This window comes from Afipia massiliensis (assembly GCF_014203115.1).
GTDB classification, from domain to species: Bacteria; Pseudomonadota; Alphaproteobacteria; order Rhizobiales; family Xanthobacteraceae; genus Afipia; species Afipia massiliensis.
In genome coordinates this window covers 139,643-159,861 of record NZ_JACHIJ010000005.1, presented here as the reverse complement: position 1 = coordinate 159,861, position 20,219 = coordinate 139,643, and the positions used below count along the sequence as shown (strand labels likewise).

Genomic DNA, 20,219 nt, shown 5'->3' with positions numbered 1-20,219 from the left:
ATTTCGTATAGCCTGATGTAGAGTTCGTGTAGAAATTCCCTAATTTCTTCGCCGGATTTCCCTAAGAGGATGCTGAGATCGAGCCCTGCCGAAAGCGACGGGCGATCGAACTGCTGCACTGCGCTTAGATTGGCGGGATTCTTGAGAGCAATCAGGCGCGCGATCCGAGGACGTCGCGAAAGGCGAGACCGGGCGCGGTTTATCCTAGCCAGTGATCTGCTTTGGCCTAGTGTCGGCCACGGATGCAAACATCCCGTGGCAAAATACCAGCGGAGCTCCAGTTTCGTGGTGAAAGTGTTCGACCTCTCCGAGAAAAATCACGTGATCTCCGCCGTCCACGCAGTTCATCACCTTGCACTCGAACCTAGCGATACACTTTTTTATGTATGGCGCGCCCCAGCGGTTCGTTGAAATCTCGACGCCGTCGAACTTGTCGATAGCAGGTCGCGCAAACTGCTGCGCCAGGCGGAGCTGGGTCTCGTCCAGCACGTTGACGACGAAATGCCCGGACTGAAGGATAGCGTCCTTGCTCGGCGCATCGCGCTGAAGGCTCCAAAGCACGAGCGGAGGATCGAGCGAGACGGATGCAAATGAGTTAATGGTCAACCCGACCGGTAACTGTCCCGAGGGTTGCGCAGTAATAACGGCGACGCCGGTCGGGAAGCAGCCGAGTGCCTTCCGAAAGGCTCTTGTGTCGAACGGGACGGGTGAGATGCTGTCCGCGGGCATTGCCTTACTCTGCTGCCGTGCGTGTGTGGGATTGTGGTCCGTAGCTCGCCATGAGCGTATCGACGGTGGCGTCGAAGCGATCCCACGGCGCGAGCCTCATGCTATGGGCACGCACGAGAAAAGGGGGACCGGCATAGAAGTTCTCGTATTGCACATGCCGCGCACCGAATTCGGATGCGAGCAGATCCCAGGCGAGTTTGTAGAGCTTCATACGGTCGAGCGCCGTTTCGCCGTCGGTTGCCCAATAGGTTTCGAAAATATCGTTGAGTTTTCCGCTTTCGATAATGGAAATGTCAGCCGGCATCTGAAAGATTGCTCCACCCATTAGCTCGCGGACGGTCGCACAGATCAGGCCGTAGTTATCCTGACACCAGCTCAAAGCTGCATACATGTAGCGCTGGTTCACGACAACGTAGCCATCGCCCAGGGGCTGATGATCGGAAACCTGTCCGTGCACGAGGCCGGCAATCGTGGCTTCCATCGCTGCAAGCTTGCCCAGCGTTTCCTGAACGGCGGGGATACCTCGTACGCTTGCGGATTTGGCAATTTTGTTCGCCAAGCCGACGATAAGCTGCAACTTCGACCAGAAGCGCACGTTCGACTGGTGATTGCCAAAATAGTGACCACCGGTCTCCATATAGATCGCGCGGCTCAGATCGACGTTGCCAATGGTGAAAACGCGTGACCATGGAACGCGCACGTGCTCGCACACCAGCATGCAATCACTTTCGTCGAACCGCGACGAGAGCGGATAATCAAACTCGTTGGGCGCGGCGCCTTCCATCGATCGGCGCGACCAGAGCGAAAGCCCAGCTGAATTGACGGGAATTGCGCAGGTGACCGCCTCTTTGATCCGATCGGGGGCAAGGGGTGTCAGATTTCCGATCCAGACCTCGTCGCAGAACGCGCCGCCCGTCGCGAGTGTTTTCATGCCGTGGAGGATAATGCCCTCATCATCCATAGCCTCGACATGCAAGGCCGGTGACTTGAAGAAATGCGCTTTGGCGTCTGTCGAATAGTTTCGAGCGCCTTGCGGTGGATGGGTCGCGTAACTGACGTAGAGATCGTTGCTGCGAATATACTGATAGTAGTCGAGCAGTCGGGTTCTAAAGCCATGCTCAGGTATGTCGAAGACCTCTGGTCGGCAGGTCATTCCGGTGATGAAGGAAGCGACATGATCCGGGGAACGCCCGAAAAGTCCGTAGCTCGCGTCGGCCCATAGCTTGTGACCTTTCATCCGGAACTGCAGATCCTCACCGTTGCGCGGCTGCAAATAGTAGAAACTATGCCTATCGCCGTCGGCTTCGAACGAGAGCGCGTTGGTATGCGCGGCATCGCGTTTGAGATCGAAGAGGTGGGCAAAACTCCTTGCGGAGTTGCGAAAACCGGGGTGCTCCGTGACATCGTCAACGAGCTTACTGCCGAGATAGATTTTACGGCCGTCCTGAAGCGAGCGAAGATAGTCCTTGCCGGATCGAAGCATGTGTCACCTTTAGTTATTTATGCAAACTAACTAAATGACATCACGTTTGCTGTCAAGACAGTGGTAACCAAGGGCGGTTCGTGCTTATGCGCGTAAGGGTGGACGGCGCCGGCGCCGGGGGCGGGGGACGTTTCCAAGAACTGCCAGTCGTTGTGCTGCAGTGATTTGATCGAGCACCGCGCTTGCTTTCTCGGCTTGGGCGGCCAATGTCCCCAGTTCTTCCAGATAAGCGGTCGCGCTTTTTTCGTCGAGATGTCCGTACAGGGTATCGTTCACGATGGTCTGAATCGGCGCTATTGCGGCGAGCGATTCACGCCCCTTTGCTGTCAACGAGAGAAAGCTCATGCGCCTGTCGTTCGGGTTTGTGACCTTCTCCAGAAAACCCTGTTGCTCGAGGTCGCTAATTTCAGTGCTGACATAGGCGTCAGTCATATGCATTTCCCGAGCGACCGAGCGCACCGTCCAGTCGGTGTCGGTTTGAAGCCGTCCAAGAGCCTGCATCAAGACGTATTGAAACGATGAGACGCCGATCAACGATGCGAAACCGCCTCGGATGCTTTCCAGCATGCCGGATAGAACATAGTGCAAATGAGTAATACGGCGGACGAGAGCATCCGAACCATCAAGCATCAGGGATGCGCGCGAGACGGTCGGAGGGAGTGTAGTTTTCTTCGACACGACTGTTGAGCTTTTTCGAGATGTCAGCTTGGTCTGCTTCGCTTTTTTTGGCACGCCATCCCCTCCGCTTCAGGGTATGGCCGTCCGAATCATCTGCGATCCAGTCGGTCTGCCCAGCCTTTGATTAACACGCTTTGGTCCGCCCAAACAGGCAGTGCTGATTTGTGGCCTATCTCGCGGAGAAGAGCCCAAGCGAGACAGAGATTCGAAGAGAATACGGGTTTGCCCGACAGGCGTGCGATCTCGGGAATCGCCCTGAGCGTCGGTGCGCCCGTGCCGGTCAGCACGATGGCGTCGGCCTTACTCCAATCCATACGGCTGACCGCTTCGACGATGGAATTGGTTCGCAGCCGGTAGATGCCCAGCGTATCACCGTTGCCGAGATCCACGCCGGTCTTGGCGACCAGCGCGAAGCCGGACTCGAACCAAAACCTTTGCGATACTTCCTGAAGCCAGCCCGGATAGGGTCCAAACAGGGCAATGCGAGCCGCGCCCAGTTCACTGAGAGCTATGCGGATTGCCTGGGCTGATGAAATGATAGGATATCCAAAATGCAGAGAAAGCTTATCGAACTCCCGGCTTGCCTCCCGTTCGCCCAGCAGATAGCTGGTCGCGGTGCATGCAAAGCCGAAGGCGCCCAGCTTGATTGCTCCGTAGCCATCGAGACTGTCCTTTAGGTTGATAAGGTATTCACCGAACCGTTTTCGGGTATCCAGCATATTTCCGCGGAGACGCGTCGTGAGCATTGTCACGTCGGCGGGCAGAAGCGTTGCCATCTCAGGCTCGACTGTCGGGTTCGATTGCGGCGGCGCAATGCCGATGATACCGGCGGACCCGTATTCGAAATCATCCCGCATGTCAGGCTCCGGGCTGTAGGTCAGCAAGTTGTGAACGAAGCACCGCGGTCGGTGATACGTCGGCGTACTTTTGCGACATGTCAAAAAGGTTCACAGCATGAGCCGCGCGGCTGCGGTCGTAGACGCACTCTTCGGGAATGGCGACGTGAAAATTGTAGGAAAAGGCGTCAACGACGCTGCCCCTGACGCAGCCCGATGTCGTGCACCCGGTCATGACCAGTGTATCGACATTGAGATCGACGAGATGGCTGACGAGAGTTGTTCCAAAAAAAGCACTCGGATGTTTCTTCGGAATCAGGATGTCGTGCTCGAGAGGCGCGATCTCTTCCACAAACTCATATCCGCGCGATGAAATCGACATGATGGCAGGCACCTTGCTGGCCAACCTGCCACGGTCGTTTCGTGTTTTTGGCGCTACATGGGGGTAGACGACAGGCCATCTCTTGCTGCGGAACAGGGTCAGAAGATCCTTGATATGGCGAACGGATTGCCAGGCGACGTCGCCGCATGAAGTTGGAAATTCTTCCACGGCCTGCCAGAAGGGCAGTGGCGTTGTTCCGGTGGTTCGATACTGGACGTCAATGATCAGCAGAGCTGGACGCTTTCCGAGTCCGCCGGGCCGGCCGAAGCCTGCGGCTTCGTAAGCGCGTTGTTCTTCAGTGGAGATAAATGGATCCCACGGTCTCATGATCGTTCCTTGCGCTGTTTGATATTTTTAGTTTGCAAAATTAAATATATTGAACTAGCGTTTGGGTCAAGCCGCGCAACCGAATGGGAAACGACGCGGCGAATAGCCATTCACTGGGAGGTAGACAATGCTGAATTCGAGATGGTTACGGCTCGCCCGGATCGCCGCGCTGATCGCAGCTACAATACTCCCATCACGCGCATTCGGCGCGGACTATCCGACAAAGCTCGTGCGGATCATCGTGCCGTTTCCGCCGGGCGGCGTTTATGATCTCTACAGTCGGATGGCGGCTGAGCATCTGACAAAGGCCTTCGGACAACAATTCATTATTGAAAATAGCCCCGGCGGGCAGGGAGTACTCGGCTCGCAACTGGCCGCGAAAGCAGAGCCGGACGGCTACACGCTGCTGATGGGTGGTCAAGCTACGCATGCCACCAACCCCCATCTGTTCGGCAACATGAAGTTCAATACGCTCACGGACTTCGAACCGATCGCCATGGTTGCGATGCTAGGCAATGTTCTGGTGGTGAATCCCAGCCTTCCGGTGAAGACGGTTCAAGAGTTCGTTGCCTATTCAAAGGCTAATCCGGGAAAAGTGACGTTTAGCCATGCAGGCTCGGGAACGTCGATGAGCATCGCTGGAGAGCTTTTCAAGGAGAAGGCGGGCGTTAAGTTGCTGAGCATTCCCTACCGAGGCTCTGCGCTGGCGGCCAACGCGGTGGTCGTTGGCGAAGTTCAATCCATGTTCGCCAACACGATTTCCGTGATCAGTCAGATAAAGGCTGGCACCGTGCGGCCCCTCGGCGTCACGACTACTGCCCGTCAGGATCTGATCCCTGATGTTGTGCCTATCTCGGAGCAGGGGGTTCCGGGCTACGAAATGCGATCCTGGTTTGGGCTGTTTGCGCCAGCCAAGACGCCGAAGCCGATCATCTCGAAGATCAACGCCGAGCTTCGGAAGATGGTGGAACTGCCGGAGTACAAAAAACGCATTCTCGAAAGCGGAGCGACTCCGGGCGCGTTCACGCCGGAAGAGTTCTCCTCCTTTGTGAAGGGCGACTACAGCGCGATCGGCAAGATCGTCAGAGAGGCCGGCCTCAAAGCCGAAAGCAACTGACTGTATCGGCGCATAAAGATGACAGCTCTCAATAAGGATTTTCTGGCGGGGGCGATGTTCGCAGCGCTTGGCTTCGTCGCGATCAAGCTCAGTTTCGGTTACAAGATAGGAACTGCAGGACACATGGGGCCGGGGTATGTGCCGCTTCTTCTGGGAAGTGGAATGGCGATCTTTGGCGCGATCATCGGCGCGCGAGGCGTCGTTGCTGCGATTCTGCAAGCGAAAGAATCCACCGCTGACTTCAATCCCTGGAATCCGCGGCCGCTGCTCAGCGTTCTAATGGGGATCGTACTGTACGGCTTGCTCATAAAGCCGGCCGGGTTGATTGTTGCAAGCTTCGCGTTGCTCGCATGCGGCGGACAAGCGATTAAAGGGCAGCGCCTCGCGGAGACGCTTGTCCTCGCAAGCGTATTGATCGCCATTGTTACGTTGGTCTTTGTTTGCGGTATCGGCGTTCGAATCGATCTGTTGCCAAGCCTCCCGGTGCTGCTGTGGAGCTAGGTCAGAACCTTCTGAGCGGGCTGATGGCAGCGCTGTCGGCTTACAATCTGCTCTACTGCTTTGTCGGGGTTCTGATCGGAACGCTCATCGGTGTTTTACCCGGGCTTGGTCCGACGGCTACGCTAGCGATCCTATTGCCGATTACCTACCAGTTGCAGGCCGATGCGGCGCTAATCATGCTTGCTGGTATCTACTACGGCGCCCAGTACGGCGGATCGACGACATCCATCCTCATCAACCTCCCGGGTGAAGCGTCGTCGGTCGTCACAGCGCTGGACGGTCATAAGATGGCCCGGCAGGGTCGGGCTGGTACTGCGCTCGCAATATCCGCGATTGGCTCGTTCTTTGCGGGCACCATTGCGACAGTTTTCATCGCGCTGCTCAGTCCACCGCTTGCGGCGCTTGCGCAGAAGTTCGGAGCTCCGGAATACTTCGCTCTCATGGTGCTAGGGCTGGTGGCTGCGGTCGTGCTGGCCAACGGGTCTATACTGAAATCGATCGCTGTAATTTTTCTGGGTCTCTTCCTGGGCTTGGTCGGGACTGATGTTAGCTCCGATGCGCAGCGGTTTACGTTCGGCTACCTTCAACTTGCCGACGGCATCGACTTCACGATCATTGCGATGGGAGTGTTCGGCATTTCCGAGGTCATCCTCGCGCTCGAAAAGCCGGAAGTGCGCAGCCTTGTTACAGCTAACTTGAACAGGATACTCCCTAGCCGTGATGACTTGCGCGAGTCGTGGCCGGCCATGCTGCGCGGTACGGGAATTGGATCGATCCTGGGAATTCTGCCGGGTGGCGGCGCGATCCTCGCCTCGTTTGCGAGTTACGCGATCGAGAAACGCGTAGCCAAGGATCCTGGCAAGTTTGGCCACGGAGCCATCGCCGGGGTTGCGGGACCGGAGTCCGCGAACAATGCGGGCGCGCAAATGTCTTTCATTCCCCTGCTGACGTTGGGTATTCCCGCCAATTCCGTGATGGCGCTGATGCTCGGGTTGATGACCGTGAAGGGTATCGTTCCAGGTCCGAAGGTCATCGAAGAGCAGTCGCTGCTGTTCTGGACGATCGTCGCGAGCATGTGGATCGGAAATCTCATGCTGCTGGTGATCAACCTGCCGTTGGTCGGCCTGTGGGCCCGACTCGTGCTGGTCCCTTACAGGCGTCTCTTCCCGGCCATTCTTCTGGTGTGTTGCGTCGGCGTGTTCAGCGTGAATCTTCAGACGTTCGATGTCTTGTTGATGGCTGGCTTTGCTCTCGTTGGATACACGCTGCGCAAGCTGGATTGCGAGCCCGCACCGTTGTTGCTGGGGTTCATTCTTGCGCCGTTGCTCGAGGAGAACCTGCGGCGATCACTCCTACTTTCGGGTGGTGATCCCGCGATTCTGATCCACAGCAAGATCAGTATCGCTCTGTTTGCCGCGACAATGATGCTTGTTTTCTCACTCATGCTCCCGACTTTGCGCGCAAAGCGAGAGGCTGCTTTCGCCGAATAAGTATCCGCTGTTCAATTCAATCAACATAGCAGAGAACCGATGACGAAATTCGATACAAAAATGGACCGCTATCCTTTCGTGCCGATCACGAAACGGCCGGTTTATGAGTGGCCAAATGGCAAGCGGCTTGCGGTGTACTTCGCGATCAATATCGAGGCATTCGAGTTCGGTCGGAATCCCGGACCGGATTTCACAACCATGCCGACCGCGCCGTTCCACCGCGGTTATGCCTACCGTGACTACGGTAACCGTGTTGGCGCGTGGCGCCTGCTGGATATGTTCGACGAACTGAACATTCCGCTTTCTGTACTCACTAATGCCGCAGTGTACGACGCTTATCCTGAGCTCGTCGCCGCGTTCCGCAACCGTGGCGACGAGTTCGTCGGTCACGGCCGAACGAACTCCGAGCGTCAGGTCGACATGACGGAAGATCAGGAGCGGGAAATGCTTCGCGAGGTCTGCGCGAGATTCGAGCACGAGGAAGGTTCGGCGCCGAAAGGCTGGCTCGGCCCTTTCATTTCGCAGAGCGCTAAGACACCGGAGCTTCTGGTCGAGAACGGTTTCAGGTACATGCTGGACTGGTTCTTCGACGAACAACCTCAATTGTTCCGCACGGACAACGGGCCAATCCTGAGCGTGCCTTATCCTTCGATGGAACTGAACGATCTGCCGGCGATCTTCAATCGCAAGGTCAGCGATGAAGAATTTGCCTCTTTACTGATTGATGCATTCGACCAGCAGCTAGAGGATTCAAGGAAGTATCCGCTGGTCTATTGCATCGCGCTTCATACCTTCGTGATGGGGCAGCCGCACCGCGCGCGCAGGTTGCGCCATGCACTGGAGCATATCGTCAGACAGCGGGGAGATATTTGGCTGACGACGGCGGGCGAAATCGCCAAGTATACCCTGTCACTTCCAAAAGGCGTGTTGATCGAACCGTGATAAGGATTTCCTGCTTTTGCGCAGGGTAGCTGATGAGAAATCTTGCGGGAAAGAACTGGATTCCGGGCTCTGCGAGCCTGTTTCGGCGCGCCCGACCTCTGTAATACGCCTGCCGGGTGTGTGTGTACCGAAAACTTAGACCCGGACGTAGTGATGATGAAGTCCGCCAGGAATGGCGTATGATTTTGACGCTTACGGTTCGCCGAATTTGGCGAGAGACAGGCGTATCTTTGTCCAATGATCGGTGCGTTCTGACGCCGTTGTTGTGACGTTGATCCAGACGAGGTCTCTTGGGCGGGCGGCTGCACACCGTAATAGTCGGCGTTGAGTTACCTGTACTTATCGAAAACCTTATCCGTCAGCGATCTCGATTATGCGTTGGTAGATTCGCTGTCCCCGCTAGGAAATTCCCTGTTTTCTTGGAAATTTTCACTGTTAATTTTAGTAGAGTAGTTCTTGAAAAGTCGCTGCGGCACAGCGGTTTCTCGGCAAGAAATCGCACCTGAGAGCTCCGAAATCGCATATTTCCCTGTAAAATTCCCTGTTAGCAAGGAATTCACCGGGAGACCCATTCGATCAGCACTGCGTCGCCAGCCAGCCAGTGCGGATATTGGAAAATACTACCGTTTCGAGATTGAAAAGCCCGCCAATGGCGGGGTTTTGAAGACGACTCCTGTCTCCGATCACGCAGCGGCGGGATTTCTGACGCGAAATTGCTCAAGAATCTCCAGCCAACTCCAAGAAAACTCCCGTTTTCTGAAGACCCGTGGCGGAGACTAAAGTTCGATCGCCACTGCGTGATGAACTTGGTGCTTTGAATTGTAAAACTTAACCTGCAGCGCGAGTCCGGGCGCTCATTTGATGACTGGATAGTTTTTGGTGGAAAGCTTATCAGTCGTGACGTCCAGTCGGCTGTTGAGTGTCTGCTTCAGATCCAAGGCGGACCGGCAGCGGTCCGACGCCTTTCCACCTTCGTATGCAGCATGGAAATTCGGCAAGTTGCCCGCGCAAAAAAGCTTGTCCAACTGATGGCAAGCTTCGTGTTGCGATCTCGCATCGCCGCGTGTTCGCGATATCGCGTTGTGAGCTCTCCAAAATGGCTGACGAGCTAGATGCACGAAGCCGGAGGTTCGGTGCTGCTTCCGGCGAAGAGGCTGTGCTAGGGCTCCAACATATTCTTCGCAAGCTGCGCGAACCAATCACGCACTGTAGCGGGGCGCGAATTTTCGGTCAGAAGCGCATCGGCAAATACGCCCTGCGCAACATGAACTCCCAACTGTCGGTAGGCTTCGAACTGTTCTTCATCGTAGAACTGGTTCAACGTCGACTGATGTGGGAAATCAGGATTCATATGCCGGTACCGCTTGAGAAGCTCTGCCTCATCGCCGGTCAATGAGAGCTTGAGGTAAAGCAACAGGCCTGTGCCAGCTAGCCGGCCATCGACAGTCGTCGGGTATTTAATACGGAATAGTTGGGCGTGAGCTTTACTCGTTCGCGAAGTAGGGTCGGGACGGATTTCGTCCAGGCGTGGTTCGATCTGGATGCCGAGGTCAATTTGTGCCTGCCTGATCAAGGTCAGTTGACCAGGAAACGTGCTGTCAGGGTCAGCCTCGCCATCGACGCACACGACGAATTTGCATCGTCTGCGTAGCAGTTCGTAAAGCCCCATATTCTCGATGTGGCCGCCATCAGAGAGGTTCAGCCAACTTGCGGCTTCAGTCATGCTTGCTCCTGTCATTTCTCGAAGAATGCAGGAGAATCCGGGTGATATGAATCGCTTGGGATGCTTCGGATTCACGATCCAATATCCAAGCCTTATGTTCAATAAAGTCATAAGGGCGGATAGGCTTGGTACAGAACCCAACCCCATTTGAGGAGATGCGGCAGCACCCGAGATGGCCACTGCAGTTGCAAGGTCTAATGAGCGACCGTTTGTCTTCCAAGACGCAGTCGGCGAATAACCTACAGCCCGCGACCCAGTCCAGTGCTTGGAGAACAGGAAGAAGTCACCTTTTCGATCTCGCAATACCGGGCTTTTACTCGCAGGCAGGTTCACGGTCGCGTTGATCAGATGGTAAGGTCCGAGGCTTTTCAGATCGACCTGTGCCAGCTCGACATTAGGAGTGTCGGCCGGCCAGATAAAGGTCCGCGCAAGCTGATCACGATACAACTTGTGGGGTCCTGTGAGGTTGATATTCAGAAGAAAAACGGCGATTGCGCCTGTTGTCAGGAAGATGCCCAAAAGAGCGATGTCACCGCTTACGTAGTGTAGAAGATTCCACCACGACGAAGTCGGGTGTAACTCGCTGCGCCCGAGGTCGCGGAGTAAATAAAATACGAGAACTGCCGAGAGAGGCACCAAGAAGCCGGCGGGATAGAGCGAGAATTCGAAGAGCAACTTCCGACTTCGTTCACTTGAAGTTATCCTCAAGAAGCGCGCGAGCACGGGCGCGACTATCGCCGCGATGGAAAGCGATGCAAAGATCGTTAGTGCATAAGGTGAATGGAACTGGCTGTAGCCCCATTCGAGCAAGGCCATAGCGAGGCAAAAAAGCGTTGCTAGTACGCATCCAGCGACAAGAACTGGCGTCGATCCTGCTAACGAGAGCCGCAACGTGATGCCGTGCAGCACGATTGAGGCAAGCGTGGCCAGAATGAAGACCACGCCACCGGAAATCCAGAAATGCGCGTCCATAGCGATATAAGACGCAAAGAAGGCTAGAGCGGAAAGGACTGCTAGCGGCGCGCTCCAGTTCAAGATTAAGCCGGATAGTGTACCAGAGATCATCATCCAGCGTTGCTTGAGATTGACTGCGTTGAGATATTTAGCGTTCTGCCTGAGATGCTGGACGGGTCCACTATCGGGACCTGACGGGCATGCGATTTGTTCGAAGGTCTCACCGCTACCGACTAGCGATGAAATGAAGCCACCGACGAATCCGCCACCCGACACGGTTGAAAGATAATCGATGTCTTTCATCAGACCTCGTTCAGCGAGAACCTGCATGACGCCCAAACAGAAAGTGGCGGATCGAATGCCGCCTCCTGACAACGATAAACCATTTGCATCAAAGCCGGGCTGTGTGGCGACGCCTTGCAATTTGCGTCTTGCATTGATTTCCTTAGTTTCGCTGGAATTGATTGCTTTCCAGCTGGCGTCCGTCTCATCAATCCCAAATGGCAGGGGCGACAGGCAATCCGCCAATTCGTCCTCTTTGACAACAGGGGGCGATGAGACGTCGGGCTGAGAATTTCCGTAAGCCAGTTTCTGAAGCTCTTCAGCGAAGGACGCCAGACGTGGTTGCAGTGCCGCAAGGTCTGTGCGGAAATCGTTGGCACCATCGCGCGAGTCCAGGACCCCCGCCTTGTATGCGCGATGCCACTTCGCGGTAATGGGTCGCAAATCTACATTCAGCATGGTGGTCGTGATGCGCGCAAAGTGTGCGCAACCCGGATTGTCTTTCATCGCCTTTCGAGCGAATTGAAATATCTCGACAAGACTTTCTAATGCGCGCGTTTCGACGCCGTATTGATAGGGCAAGGGTTGAGTCGCAATTCGCGTACGCATTTCGCAAAGTAACTCGTGCGCAGCGCGCCCGTCGGGGCCCGGTCCAGCCGAGTTGCCGGGAGTGCTGGGCGTAGCAAGCTCAGACATGGAGTGCACCTTGGAGCTGGACCGGGCGACGCAATTTCCAATTGAGAGTTGGAATAGCGCATATTAAGGGTTGAAAATTGTGAGCGGAAGTTGTCCTCTGCCGCGCTTTTCCCCTCGACTCAATGTTCTACCTATGTTCTTGTTTTGAGCAGCGGGGCGACTCTTAGTTACTGAGGACGCGGTTTGAGGGAATTAAGTATCATCGCAACCGTATGTTTTCATTAGATGATTCTTGGGATCCGCTCAATGTGTCGCAGTCCAGCGGACGCGTCGGAAAGAATGGGCAAGCGAACTAAAAATTTGGCATCAACAACGGCTCCTACAGTTTTTGCGAGAGCAAATGTCTAAACTGAAGAACGTCTTCATCAGCCATCACCACGCTGACGATGAGCATGTCACAGGGCTAACGGACATGCTCAAGCGTAGTGGCTTGGAAGTGCGAAACTCATCGATCCGTGCCAAGCCCGCAAATCAGGACCGGTTGAAAAACGGCCTGATCAAGGACGCCGTGCTTAAGCGCCTTCTGCGCATGAAGATGTCCTGGGCCTCCACAGTGGTAGTGCTCGTCGGCAAAGAGACCCACCAACGGCCTTGGGTTGACTGGGAGATCAAGCAAGCCAACCAACTCGGGAAGCGCATTGTGGGCGTGTATGTAAGAGGCGGGACGGAAGTCGACGTGCCGGCGGCCTTAAACGATTACGGAACCGCTCTCGTTAATTGGAATTCTGACAGCATTATCGACGCGATCGAGGGCAAGGGTCGTCCTTTCGAAAAACCGGACAGCCGCGACCAGCGAGAGCCGGTTTATGCCAGTCCTACGTCGAGTTGTTAACCGGTCGTGGCAACCGTCTACATATACGTCGTGCGGTACGACTTCGGGTTTGCCCCGAATCCGTTCGACGGGGTTTGCACCCTCGCGTGCTGCATGCCCGTCATCCGGCGAAAAGCCAAGATCGGTGATTGGATCATTGGCATGGGAGGAAGCGAACTGAAGGCTACGGGGCGATGTATCTATGGAATGAAAGTAACGCGTGATCTGGATTTTGATCAGTATTGGAATGCGGCGGAGTTTTTCGGCAAACGCCCGGTCCGCCATGGCACCCGACGAACTATGGTAGGTGACAACGTTTATCGGCGGGACCCGCAAACGAAGAAGTGGTTGCAGGAAAATTGCGTTCACAGTCAGCCCAGTGGCGAGCAAGACATGCCGAACACCAACCATGATACCCAGACTGATCGCGTCCTGATATCGGATGAATTTTATTATTTTGGCAGTAACGCATCCCTCGTCCCGTCAAAGCTTCTTCGTAAGATCGGTTACAAGAATGGACGGGGACATCGGGTTTTTTCGCAGGGCGATTGCGAAGCTTTGCTCACTTGGATCAAAGCCGAAGCCAAAGAAAGTAATCGCGTACTTGCTGATCCCTTTCAATTCCGAATGAGCGATAAGCGATTCTCAAAGACGCGCAATAGACTTATTTCATAAAAAACGCCCGAGAGCGTTGGATTGGGAGGGGATGAATGAGAGCGTTCGATACCCAGCATCGTTGACCCAGATGCCAAATTACCGAAATATCAGCTTCGCAACGGTTGATAGCGTCGCCGATGTGCTTACGAGTGGTGTCGAGGTTCGTGTTCGCGGAAAACTGACACGCGAGCTCCTCGGGCGGGTAACCTCTCTTGAGCGGCCATACGAGCGTTATCTCTTTGTGCCGAAGCGACATAGTGACGTGTTCGCTCAATTCGCCGAAACAATGTGGATGCTGGCGGGTCGGGATGACATCGCTTGGTTGACGAGATATCTGCCGCGGGCGCCTGAGTTTTCTGACGATGGTACGACTTGGCACGGTGCCTACGGGCCACGCCTGCGCCGCTGGTGTGGATCGATCGACCAACTGGACGAGGCGCGTCAGCTGCTCACGAAGGATTTGGCGTCGCGCCGCGCTGTGATGATGGTCTTTGATCCGGCTCGCGATTATGTCGATTCAAAAGACATTCCCTGCAACAACTGGCTCAGCTGGATTGCTCGAAACGGTAAGCTCCACCTGAACGTTGCAGTTCGCAGCAATGACGCGATGTGGGGGTTCTCGGGCGTAAATGCCTTCGAGTGGAGCGTCCTGCAAGAGCTGATGTCCTTTTGGTTGGGCCTTGAAAATGGACCTGCCACTTATTTTGCAACGTCCTTTCATCTTTACGACATTCATTTTGATCGCGTGCGCCAGATGAACAACTCGTTCCACGGGCTCACGCCGTATGACTTCGGCATAGGTCGCGCGCCTTTTCGTACTTTATGGGACGAGTTCGAGTGTAAGCTGAAGAAATGGTTCATCGTTGAGGAAAAAATTCGAGCCGAACCGAACGTTCCACTATTCCAGCACGGCCGTGTCGATGACCCGTTTCTGGATAGCGGCCTCGCGCTTATCCATGTGTTCTGGGCCCATCGGCAATGGGGTGCAGAGCGTCTCGTCAAAGAACTCGGCCAATTGCCAGCGGAAGACTACGTCGTAGCAATATACGATCAACTGCGCCGCCTTTATCCCGCACTTACCGATAACATCGCGCAGCCTGAGATCAGGCGCTTTTTCGAGGCTTGCCGCGGGATCTCGGTGAATGCGTCTGATGATTTCAAGCTTGCCATCAAGCGGCTGCATGCAGAGAAGGACAGAGCTTACGGTGGCGCCTGGAAACGGCGTGGAGAACTCGTGAGCATTTTGCCTAATATCGCGCGCAAGGCGGACAGATTGGAAAACTTGGTCCAAACGGGTGCCACAATGCGGGGCGAATCGCTGCTCGACACGGTCATCGACTTATATGTTTACGTTGAGAAGTACCGACTTTTCTTGGCCGAACACCTGGAAGATAACGATCTGTTACCCAACGATGCCCGCAAACCGTATAGTGACCATGACGCCAACTTCGATACCCTTGTTGATCGGCTTGATCTGCAGATGCCAACTCAAAGTACCAAAGAGTTGATTAGCGATGTTGTGACTCGCTTCGACGCATGTTGGCGCAATGCCGAGACTAGGGGTGACACCGCCGAACAATTCGAACTAGCGACGAAGCTGGCGGAAGCTGCGGGAGCGCTGATTGCACGGGTCGTTGCTGACGATACCGTAGCTTTGGCGCGATTCGTTCGCTCTGAGGTGCAGCATGCAGGACGATGATTTAGCCAAGCTCAAACTGAGGCTGCGCGAGGAAATCGTTGCCCGTTCGGCGCCTGTAAAGGTGGCGATCGTGGGGTGGACGCCAACGGCGATAGAGCTGGCGTCTCATTTTGCGCTCATGTCTGGCAATGCGTTACTCAGCGGCATTTACGCGGACGGGGCGGGGGAAGGTGCCGGTGTGCAGTCTCTCGATAGGCTCGAAGTCGACCGCCCGGACATCGTTGTGATTGCCGAGGATGATGACAAAGAAAAGCTTCTGGAGGGCGTTGCCAAGTATCTGCCCGCGGCGACCAAGCTCCTCGTCGGCGGCTTCGGTCACTTCAATTTTCGAGACGAGGTTTTCGACCGAATTCGGCAGGAGTCATTTATTCCGTCGTTTGCGAACGGCTACGCAAACTCACTTGTTCATATCTATCAATGCCTGCGGAATGCTCATCGCCTAGGTCTCCAAGGCGTCGTGGCCGAATTCGGCATGTTCAAAGGCGGAACAACCATGCTCATCTCGCGGTTCATCGAAGAAATGGGCGCGAACTGGAAGGTCTTCGGTTTCGATACTTTCGGCGGGTTTCCGCCGAAGCGAAGCGCCTTGGATATGTATGCTCATCCAGACTGTGTGTTCCGCAACTCGGCGTTGGTGAAATCAGTGTTTGCCGGACGAAATGTGGAGATTATCGAGGGCGATATCGTTGCTACTGTTGGCTGCCTTCGTGATCAGGATTTGGTTGTGTCTTTCGTGGATACTGACAATTTCACCTCCGCCAGCGCGATCATAGATGTTATAAAGGACCGAACCATTCGGGGTGGCGCGATCGTTTTTGACCATTGGACTGGTTCCAGCAGACACCTCGACACAATTGGTGAAAGAATAGCCGCCAAAACGCTGGCATCGGATGATAGGTATTTTAACCTGCACGGGACAGGTGTATTTTTGAGAGTGCAATGACGTTGTCGCCCTACGGTTTTGTCCGCCGTTCTGCACCCGAGCCGCGCGCGGGTGTTTACGAGCTATACTGGACTTTCGCCTCTCGCCGCCAAGCGGCATTTGAGGCCCGCTTGGCAGGGCGGCAGTGGCCTTGGTCGGAGGACCGTATCCTACAGACCTATAAGTTTTGTAATGTTTTCCGCGCGGCGGATCGCGTGTCACAATACATGATACGTGATGTAGCTTATAAAGAGGATCGGCAAGTCACGGCGAGTGACCGGCTGTTCCAAATTGTGGCGTTCCGGACTTTCAGCCGGATAGGGACTTGGGAGGCACTTGCGCAGTATTTGGGCGGAGCGCCGTGCCTCAGGCATCTTAGGAGCGGAGAGTTCGAGAGGGCTCTCGATCAAGCAAAACTAACGCACGGCGGGCTTTACACGGGCGCATTTATTCTTTGCGCGAACAAGGCATTTGGCTTTGATGAAAAGCATCGCAACCATGTTGCTCTTTTTAAGCATATGTTTCTGGTGGATGCCTGTGCCGAAAAGTTACTGAATGCGTCGTCGCTGAAGATGGTCGTCCAAACGTTGCAAGCTTACCCGCTAATAGGGCCTTTCATGGCCTACCAAATTGCCATTGATCTCAACTATTCAGACTTAGTGTCGTTCGATGAGGACGATTATACGCAAGCTGGTCCCGGCGCCCTGCGGGGCCTAAAGAAAGCATTCATTTCATTAGGAGATTTCTCGCCGGCGGATGCGATATTGTGGATGGCTAATCGGCAGGATGAAGAATTTCGGCGCTTCGAGTTACCATTCAGCGGACTGTTCGGACGCAAACTACATGCGATCGATTGCCAAGGACTTTTTTGTGAACTTGACAAGTACTGCCGCGAGGCCTTGCCAGAATTAACCAGTGCCCGTAGTCGTATCAAGGCGAAGTACGCTGCGACCGCTAATGACATTTCACTCTTCTTTCCTCCCAAGTGGAATCTTCCGAACAATCGGGTGATGAAAGCGGCACACGCTGTGACGGATCGGCACGCTAGTGTTCGTGAACATGTCATATCCGGCTCACGAACTGCCAAACACAGGGCTCTGGCTATTAGAGACTTGTTTAGCTGAGAAGTTTCCGCGGTCCTCTCTTGAATGCCGCCGAAACATCAACCGTGGTCTTGGGAGTCGGAGCTTCCACTTGAGCGTACCCTCCTTCTCCGCACAAAGTGGCGCGCTATAATGTCTCTAATACACATATTTGTATCCTGATCTCCGAAGCCGGAGTCATTCCCGGTACCCTCGAGCAATAGAATTATCCGTTTCGACAAATGCATCAGACCGATCCATTTTTTCGATGTTGCACAAGAATCACGCGAATTCAGAATAAGTATGGTTTGGGGTGCCGAAAATTTGCAGAAGGGAATATTTCATGTCCCGCTCAGGTACGCCGATTTTTGTGTTAGCCAAAACGTAAACGGCAGTGAAGTTGCAAGGCCCATCGCGACACCCGCAGGCACGCGTGCTCTGATGAGGTCATCCGATAATCGAACCACGAGCGTGTGCCGGGAATCTTTTTCAACGGTTGGATAAAGCCCAATGAATTCTCTGCCCCGATATTGTTCTGAGGGATCATTGAGGATGGGAAAAATGGCTATCCGGCCGCTCGTTCCGTCGAACCAGCCCAATTCCCAAGACATCCAAGTGGATTGAGATGAGTTTGGCGTATCCAGGAAAACAAAACTCGTGCTCTTCGACATCGCGTCGCGTATGGCGCGAGCATGGCGGGGGGTCACGTGAGATCGATCGGCGTCTGAAGCGATCCAGTCGCAGAAAACGGCGAGACCTAGATCTTCGTTCAGAATGCTATAGACCCCATACACCAGATCGAGATCTCTGACTGTCTGCGAAAGAAATACATCATATCGCGGTTCTTCTTTTTTGGCTTCTCTGTTGAAAGCTTCGGGTACACTCAAGCCGATGCGGCTTGCGCGATTTTGCGCGCGCACCCTTACAGAAGGGGCTGTGAAGAACGTCACGCTGACAGCCCAAGCTGGTAACGGGGCTTTGATCGGCTGTTTGGCTGAGTATCTGACTTTTGCAGTCTCGGCCCTGTCGATTCAGATGCAGCACACCACACCTTTCGCTCGACGGCATCATCTTTATTTGCATACATAGCGCCGCACAAAGCGATAGATAGTGCTGCGACGATACAAAGAAAGCCATTTCGGATCAACATGAAGGCGACTTCGTTTCGCGCGACCCGAACGAGGTTGACTCTTTCCTGACATGCTAAGGCGTGCGCGATAACGATTGGTTTCATCGAAGGACTTGCGTTCTTGCTGTCGAGCGTAAATCTCATCCCGGTTCCAAACATTGTAAGTGTCCGCGCTGCCGCGAGTCCCAGCAATCCTCCTGCAGTTATGTAAAAGATTGAGGGAATGGTGAACACCACCACCGCAATTTTCCATTCTGTTCCGGGGAGCATTTGCGCAACTGCGGCCGTCGCTGCGGAAGCAATTGTGAGTGCAGTCGCTATGGAGGCTGCGTGCCTGAAGGTTTTTTCGTCTAGGGTTACTCCGCGTTTTTGCTCGGATATGAGGCCGTCCTCGAGGTCCGTCGGTGCGGCGCTGGCGTATATACGGACTGCGATTAGGATAGGCCCATCCGGCATGCTGCCTATCGAAAATTCCGCGACTTCACCTAGGACCTTCGAACGCAGCCGCAGGTATGTGATGAATGGGAAAAGTTCTTCGAAAATACGCTTTGCTAACGCAGTCACTATTTGATTTCCTTCGCGCCCAGCCATGCCGCAATCGCAGCCCCCGCAGTTGCTTCTGCTCCTGGAAGCCAAGCCCATTCACCGGTTGGATTGATTTCGATGAAAATGATCTTACCGTCCGAATCGATCAAGTCGATTGCCCCGAACGAAAGCTTAAGCTCCGAACAAAGCTCTATGCAGCGTTCTTCAACATTCGGGGCCAAGACCATCGGCTCGTACCGGATCTCCTCACGCTTGTGGAGACGCCAATCACCCAATGCTGCTTCACCGTTTACGAGTATCTTGTATGCGAATACGGAGGTTCCGACGACGGTAACACGAATGTCCGTTTTTGGCGTAATAGGTTGCTGAGCGATGAGTGGCGCCTGATGAAGGTTTAAATCTGAAAGTCTCTCGGACGGAATAATGTTGGTGTATGTGAACAACACATCGGCGTCTTCGCGAAGATAGACCGTATCGATAGATTTAATGGCAACTTGCGTGGGAAAGCGCCTTTGGATCTCCTCCACGTCATTCCCAACAACTGTTTCCGGAATCGCGAACCCGCATTTTGCCGCCACCAGCAACTGATAAGGTTTCACTTCGGCCTTATATATGTCTCCCGGGTGGTTCATCCAACGCGCGTCTTCAAAGATCATCATGCTACGAAGAAACGCACTCCATTGCGATCGAGCAAGTTGATCTCCGAGAGATAACTTGCCTCCCGCTGTGTTACGCAGGAAAATTGGGCTTCGGTACCAAACTGATTCAAGGTCAGGCCCCAAGGATGATGCGATTCCCAGCCCCCGGATATTCATCGTGCGGGTCGCCGGATCGAGGCTCAGGCGCAGGTCCGCTAGCTGCTCCCTGTTAAGACGCAGATAGGTAATATTGTTCTCGCGGAGGCGATGCAGGACAAGATCGACGGCGAAATCGTAAATGCTCGAAAGGATGAGGACGCGGGTTGTCACTCTCCTTTCATGTCCTCGCCGGTTTCTATGTCGTTCTTCTTTGTTGACATGGGTGTAAGGCCGCCTTCACCGCGCGTCTGCCAGCATCCCGAAATAGTGTCGTATGTGGCTCCCTCGGGGAGGGTTGGTGCGTTAACGTGAGGCCGACGAACGGCAAGCTGAATTAGAACGTGATCAGTCATGGCAATCCTCAGTGAAAATGTTGCTGCAGTGCGGCAGATTCGACGCTCTGGACGGGTGTTATTGTCAAATGGTACTCGGCACA

General features: G+C 54.6%; 18 protein-coding genes. 9 read left to right on the top strand and 9 right to left on the bottom strand.

What is annotated here, in order from left to right; all coding sequences use genetic code 11:
* Window positions 1-204: 204 nt before the first annotated feature.
* The 5 genes from HNQ36_RS17690 to HNQ36_RS17670 all read right to left on the bottom strand — a co-directional run bounded on the left by HNQ36_RS17690 (window position 205) and on the right by HNQ36_RS17670 (window position 4,435).
* Window positions 205-729 (bottom strand): flavin reductase family protein, encoded by a 525-nt coding sequence (locus tag HNQ36_RS17690; protein WP_062316882.1) that lies wholly within the window; start codon window positions 727-729, stop codon window positions 205-207.
* A 4-nt stretch (window positions 730-733) separates the two neighbouring features.
* Window positions 734-2,212 (bottom strand): 4-hydroxyphenylacetate 3-hydroxylase family protein, encoded by a 1,479-nt coding sequence (locus HNQ36_RS17685; RefSeq protein ID WP_062316880.1) that lies wholly within the window; start codon window positions 2,210-2,212, stop codon window positions 734-736.
* A gap of 84 nt (window positions 2,213-2,296) precedes the next feature.
* Window positions 2,297-2,944 (bottom strand): MarR family transcriptional regulator, encoded by a 648-nt coding sequence (locus HNQ36_RS26600; RefSeq protein ID WP_156449420.1) that lies wholly within the window; start codon window positions 2,942-2,944, stop codon window positions 2,297-2,299.
* Between the two features lie 35 nt (window positions 2,945-2,979).
* Window positions 2,980-3,747 (bottom strand): maleate cis-trans isomerase family protein, encoded by a 768-nt coding sequence (locus tag HNQ36_RS17675; protein ID WP_062316876.1) that lies wholly within the window; start codon window positions 3,745-3,747, stop codon window positions 2,980-2,982.
* 1 nt (window position 3,748) lies between these two features.
* Window positions 3,749-4,435, bottom strand: a complete 687-nt coding sequence (locus HNQ36_RS17670) for an isochorismatase family protein (protein ID WP_062316874.1) — start codon at window positions 4,433-4,435, stop codon at window positions 3,749-3,751.
* A 127-nt stretch (window positions 4,436-4,562) separates the two neighbouring features.
* Between HNQ36_RS17670 and HNQ36_RS17665 the strand changes: the two genes are divergently transcribed.
* From HNQ36_RS17665 to HNQ36_RS17650, 4 genes are all read left to right on the top strand, one after another.
* The gene (locus HNQ36_RS17665; protein ID WP_062316872.1) at window positions 4,563-5,552 is read left to right on the top strand and encodes a Bug family tripartite tricarboxylate transporter substrate binding protein; all 990 of its coding nucleotides are present in this window, start codon (window positions 4,563-4,565) and stop codon (window positions 5,550-5,552) included.
* An 18-nt stretch (window positions 5,553-5,570) separates the two neighbouring features.
* On the top strand, window positions 5,571-6,053 hold the full coding sequence (locus HNQ36_RS17660) for a tripartite tricarboxylate transporter TctB family protein (RefSeq protein ID WP_062316870.1): 483 nt from the start codon (window positions 5,571-5,573) through the stop codon (window positions 6,051-6,053).
* A gap of 23 nt (window positions 6,054-6,076) precedes the next feature.
* Complete coding sequence (locus tag HNQ36_RS17655) at window positions 6,077-7,543, top strand: tripartite tricarboxylate transporter permease (protein ID WP_197430967.1); 1,467 nt, start codon at window positions 6,077-6,079, stop codon at window positions 7,541-7,543.
* A 132-nt stretch (window positions 7,544-7,675) separates the two neighbouring features.
* Window positions 7,676-8,485, top strand: a complete 810-nt coding sequence (locus tag HNQ36_RS17650) for a polysaccharide deacetylase family protein (protein ID WP_318256753.1) — start codon at window positions 7,676-7,678, stop codon at window positions 8,483-8,485.
* A gap of 1,159 nt (window positions 8,486-9,644) precedes the next feature.
* On the opposite strand, the gene HNQ36_RS17645 is transcribed toward HNQ36_RS17650, so the two are convergent.
* Window positions 9,645-12,140 (bottom strand): membrane protein, encoded by a 2,496-nt coding sequence (locus HNQ36_RS17645; protein ID WP_024577365.1) that lies wholly within the window; start codon window positions 12,138-12,140, stop codon window positions 9,645-9,647.
* A gap of 340 nt (window positions 12,141-12,480) precedes the next feature.
* Here HNQ36_RS17645 and HNQ36_RS17640 point away from each other — a divergent pair, with 340 nt between their 5' ends.
* From HNQ36_RS17640 to HNQ36_RS17620, 5 genes are read left to right on the top strand one after another with little or no spacing between them, the layout of a single operon-like run.
* On the top strand, window positions 12,481-12,972 hold the full coding sequence (locus HNQ36_RS17640) for a TIR domain-containing protein (protein WP_024577364.1): 492 nt from the start codon (window positions 12,481-12,483) through the stop codon (window positions 12,970-12,972).
* Window positions 12,973-12,978: 6 nt separating this feature from the next.
* Complete coding sequence (locus tag HNQ36_RS17635; RefSeq protein ID WP_024577363.1) at window positions 12,979-13,626, top strand: Nmad2 family putative nucleotide modification protein; 648 nt, start codon at window positions 12,979-12,981, stop codon at window positions 13,624-13,626.
* A 31-nt stretch (window positions 13,627-13,657) separates the two neighbouring features.
* A complete protein-coding gene (locus HNQ36_RS17630; RefSeq protein ID WP_051373166.1) occupies window positions 13,658-15,307 on the top strand; it encodes a thymidylate synthase in 1,650 nt (549 codons plus the stop codon).
* On the top strand, window positions 15,294-16,250 hold the full coding sequence (locus tag HNQ36_RS17625; protein ID WP_024577361.1) for a TylF/MycF/NovP-related O-methyltransferase: 957 nt from the start codon (window positions 15,294-15,296) through the stop codon (window positions 16,248-16,250). Before HNQ36_RS17630 ends, HNQ36_RS17625 begins: the two co-directional genes overlap by 14 nt.
* The gene (locus HNQ36_RS17620; RefSeq protein ID WP_024577360.1) at window positions 16,247-17,353 is read left to right on the top strand and encodes a nucleotide kinase domain-containing protein; all 1,107 of its coding nucleotides are present in this window, start codon (window positions 16,247-16,249) and stop codon (window positions 17,351-17,353) included. The genes HNQ36_RS17625 and HNQ36_RS17620 overlap by 4 nt, the downstream gene beginning before the upstream one ends.
* Before the next feature lie 299 nt (window positions 17,354-17,652).
* Here HNQ36_RS17620 and HNQ36_RS17615 read toward each other — a convergent pair whose 3' ends face one another.
* The 3 genes from HNQ36_RS17615 to HNQ36_RS17605 are packed head-to-tail and all read right to left on the bottom strand — an operon-like array spanning window position 17,653 to window position 19,954.
* Window positions 17,653-18,261, bottom strand: a complete 609-nt coding sequence (locus tag HNQ36_RS17615; protein WP_152527722.1) for a hypothetical protein — start codon at window positions 18,259-18,261, stop codon at window positions 17,653-17,655.
* Window positions 18,258-19,031 (bottom strand): hypothetical protein, encoded by a 774-nt coding sequence (locus HNQ36_RS17610; protein ID WP_152527723.1) that lies wholly within the window; start codon window positions 19,029-19,031, stop codon window positions 18,258-18,260. The genes HNQ36_RS17615 and HNQ36_RS17610 overlap by 4 nt, the downstream gene beginning before the upstream one ends.
* Window positions 19,004-19,954 (bottom strand): MvdC/MvdD family ATP grasp protein, encoded by a 951-nt coding sequence (locus tag HNQ36_RS17605; protein ID WP_024577358.1) that lies wholly within the window; start codon window positions 19,952-19,954, stop codon window positions 19,004-19,006. The genes HNQ36_RS17610 and HNQ36_RS17605 overlap by 28 nt, the downstream gene beginning before the upstream one ends.
* Between the last annotated feature and the right edge of the window lie 265 nt (window positions 19,955-20,219).

Coding starts and splice junctions, on each gene's coding strand:
- HNQ36_RS17690 (WP_062316882.1), bottom strand. CDS start 729: ATGCCCGCGGACAGCATCTCACCCGTCCCGTTCGACACAAGAGCCTTT.
- HNQ36_RS17685 (WP_062316880.1), bottom strand. CDS start 2,212: ATGCTTCGATCCGGCAAGGACTATCTTCGCTCGCTTCAGGACGGCCGT.
- HNQ36_RS17675 (WP_062316876.1), bottom strand. CDS start 3,747: ATGCGGGATGATTTCGAATACGGGTCCGCCGGTATCATCGGCATTGCG.
- HNQ36_RS17670 (WP_062316874.1), bottom strand. CDS start 4,435: ATGAGACCGTGGGATCCATTTATCTCCACTGAAGAACAACGCGCTTAC.
- HNQ36_RS17665 (WP_062316872.1), top strand. CDS start 4,563: ATGCTGAATTCGAGATGGTTACGGCTCGCCCGGATCGCCGCGCTGATC.
- HNQ36_RS17660 (WP_062316870.1), top strand. CDS start 5,571: ATGACAGCTCTCAATAAGGATTTTCTGGCGGGGGCGATGTTCGCAGCG.
- HNQ36_RS17655 (WP_197430967.1), top strand. CDS start 6,077: ATGGCAGCGCTGTCGGCTTACAATCTGCTCTACTGCTTTGTCGGGGTT.
- HNQ36_RS17645 (WP_024577365.1), bottom strand. CDS start 12,140: ATGTCTGAGCTTGCTACGCCCAGCACTCCCGGCAACTCGGCTGGACCG.
- HNQ36_RS17640 (WP_024577364.1), top strand. CDS start 12,481: ATGTCTAAACTGAAGAACGTCTTCATCAGCCATCACCACGCTGACGAT.
- HNQ36_RS17630 (WP_051373166.1), top strand. CDS start 13,658: ATGAATGAGAGCGTTCGATACCCAGCATCGTTGACCCAGATGCCAAAT.
- HNQ36_RS17625 (WP_024577361.1), top strand. CDS start 15,294: ATGCAGGACGATGATTTAGCCAAGCTCAAACTGAGGCTGCGCGAGGAA.
- HNQ36_RS17620 (WP_024577360.1), top strand. CDS start 16,247: ATGACGTTGTCGCCCTACGGTTTTGTCCGCCGTTCTGCACCCGAGCCG.
- HNQ36_RS17610 (WP_152527723.1), bottom strand. CDS start 19,031: ATGGCTGGGCGCGAAGGAAATCAAATAGTGACTGCGTTAGCAAAGCGT.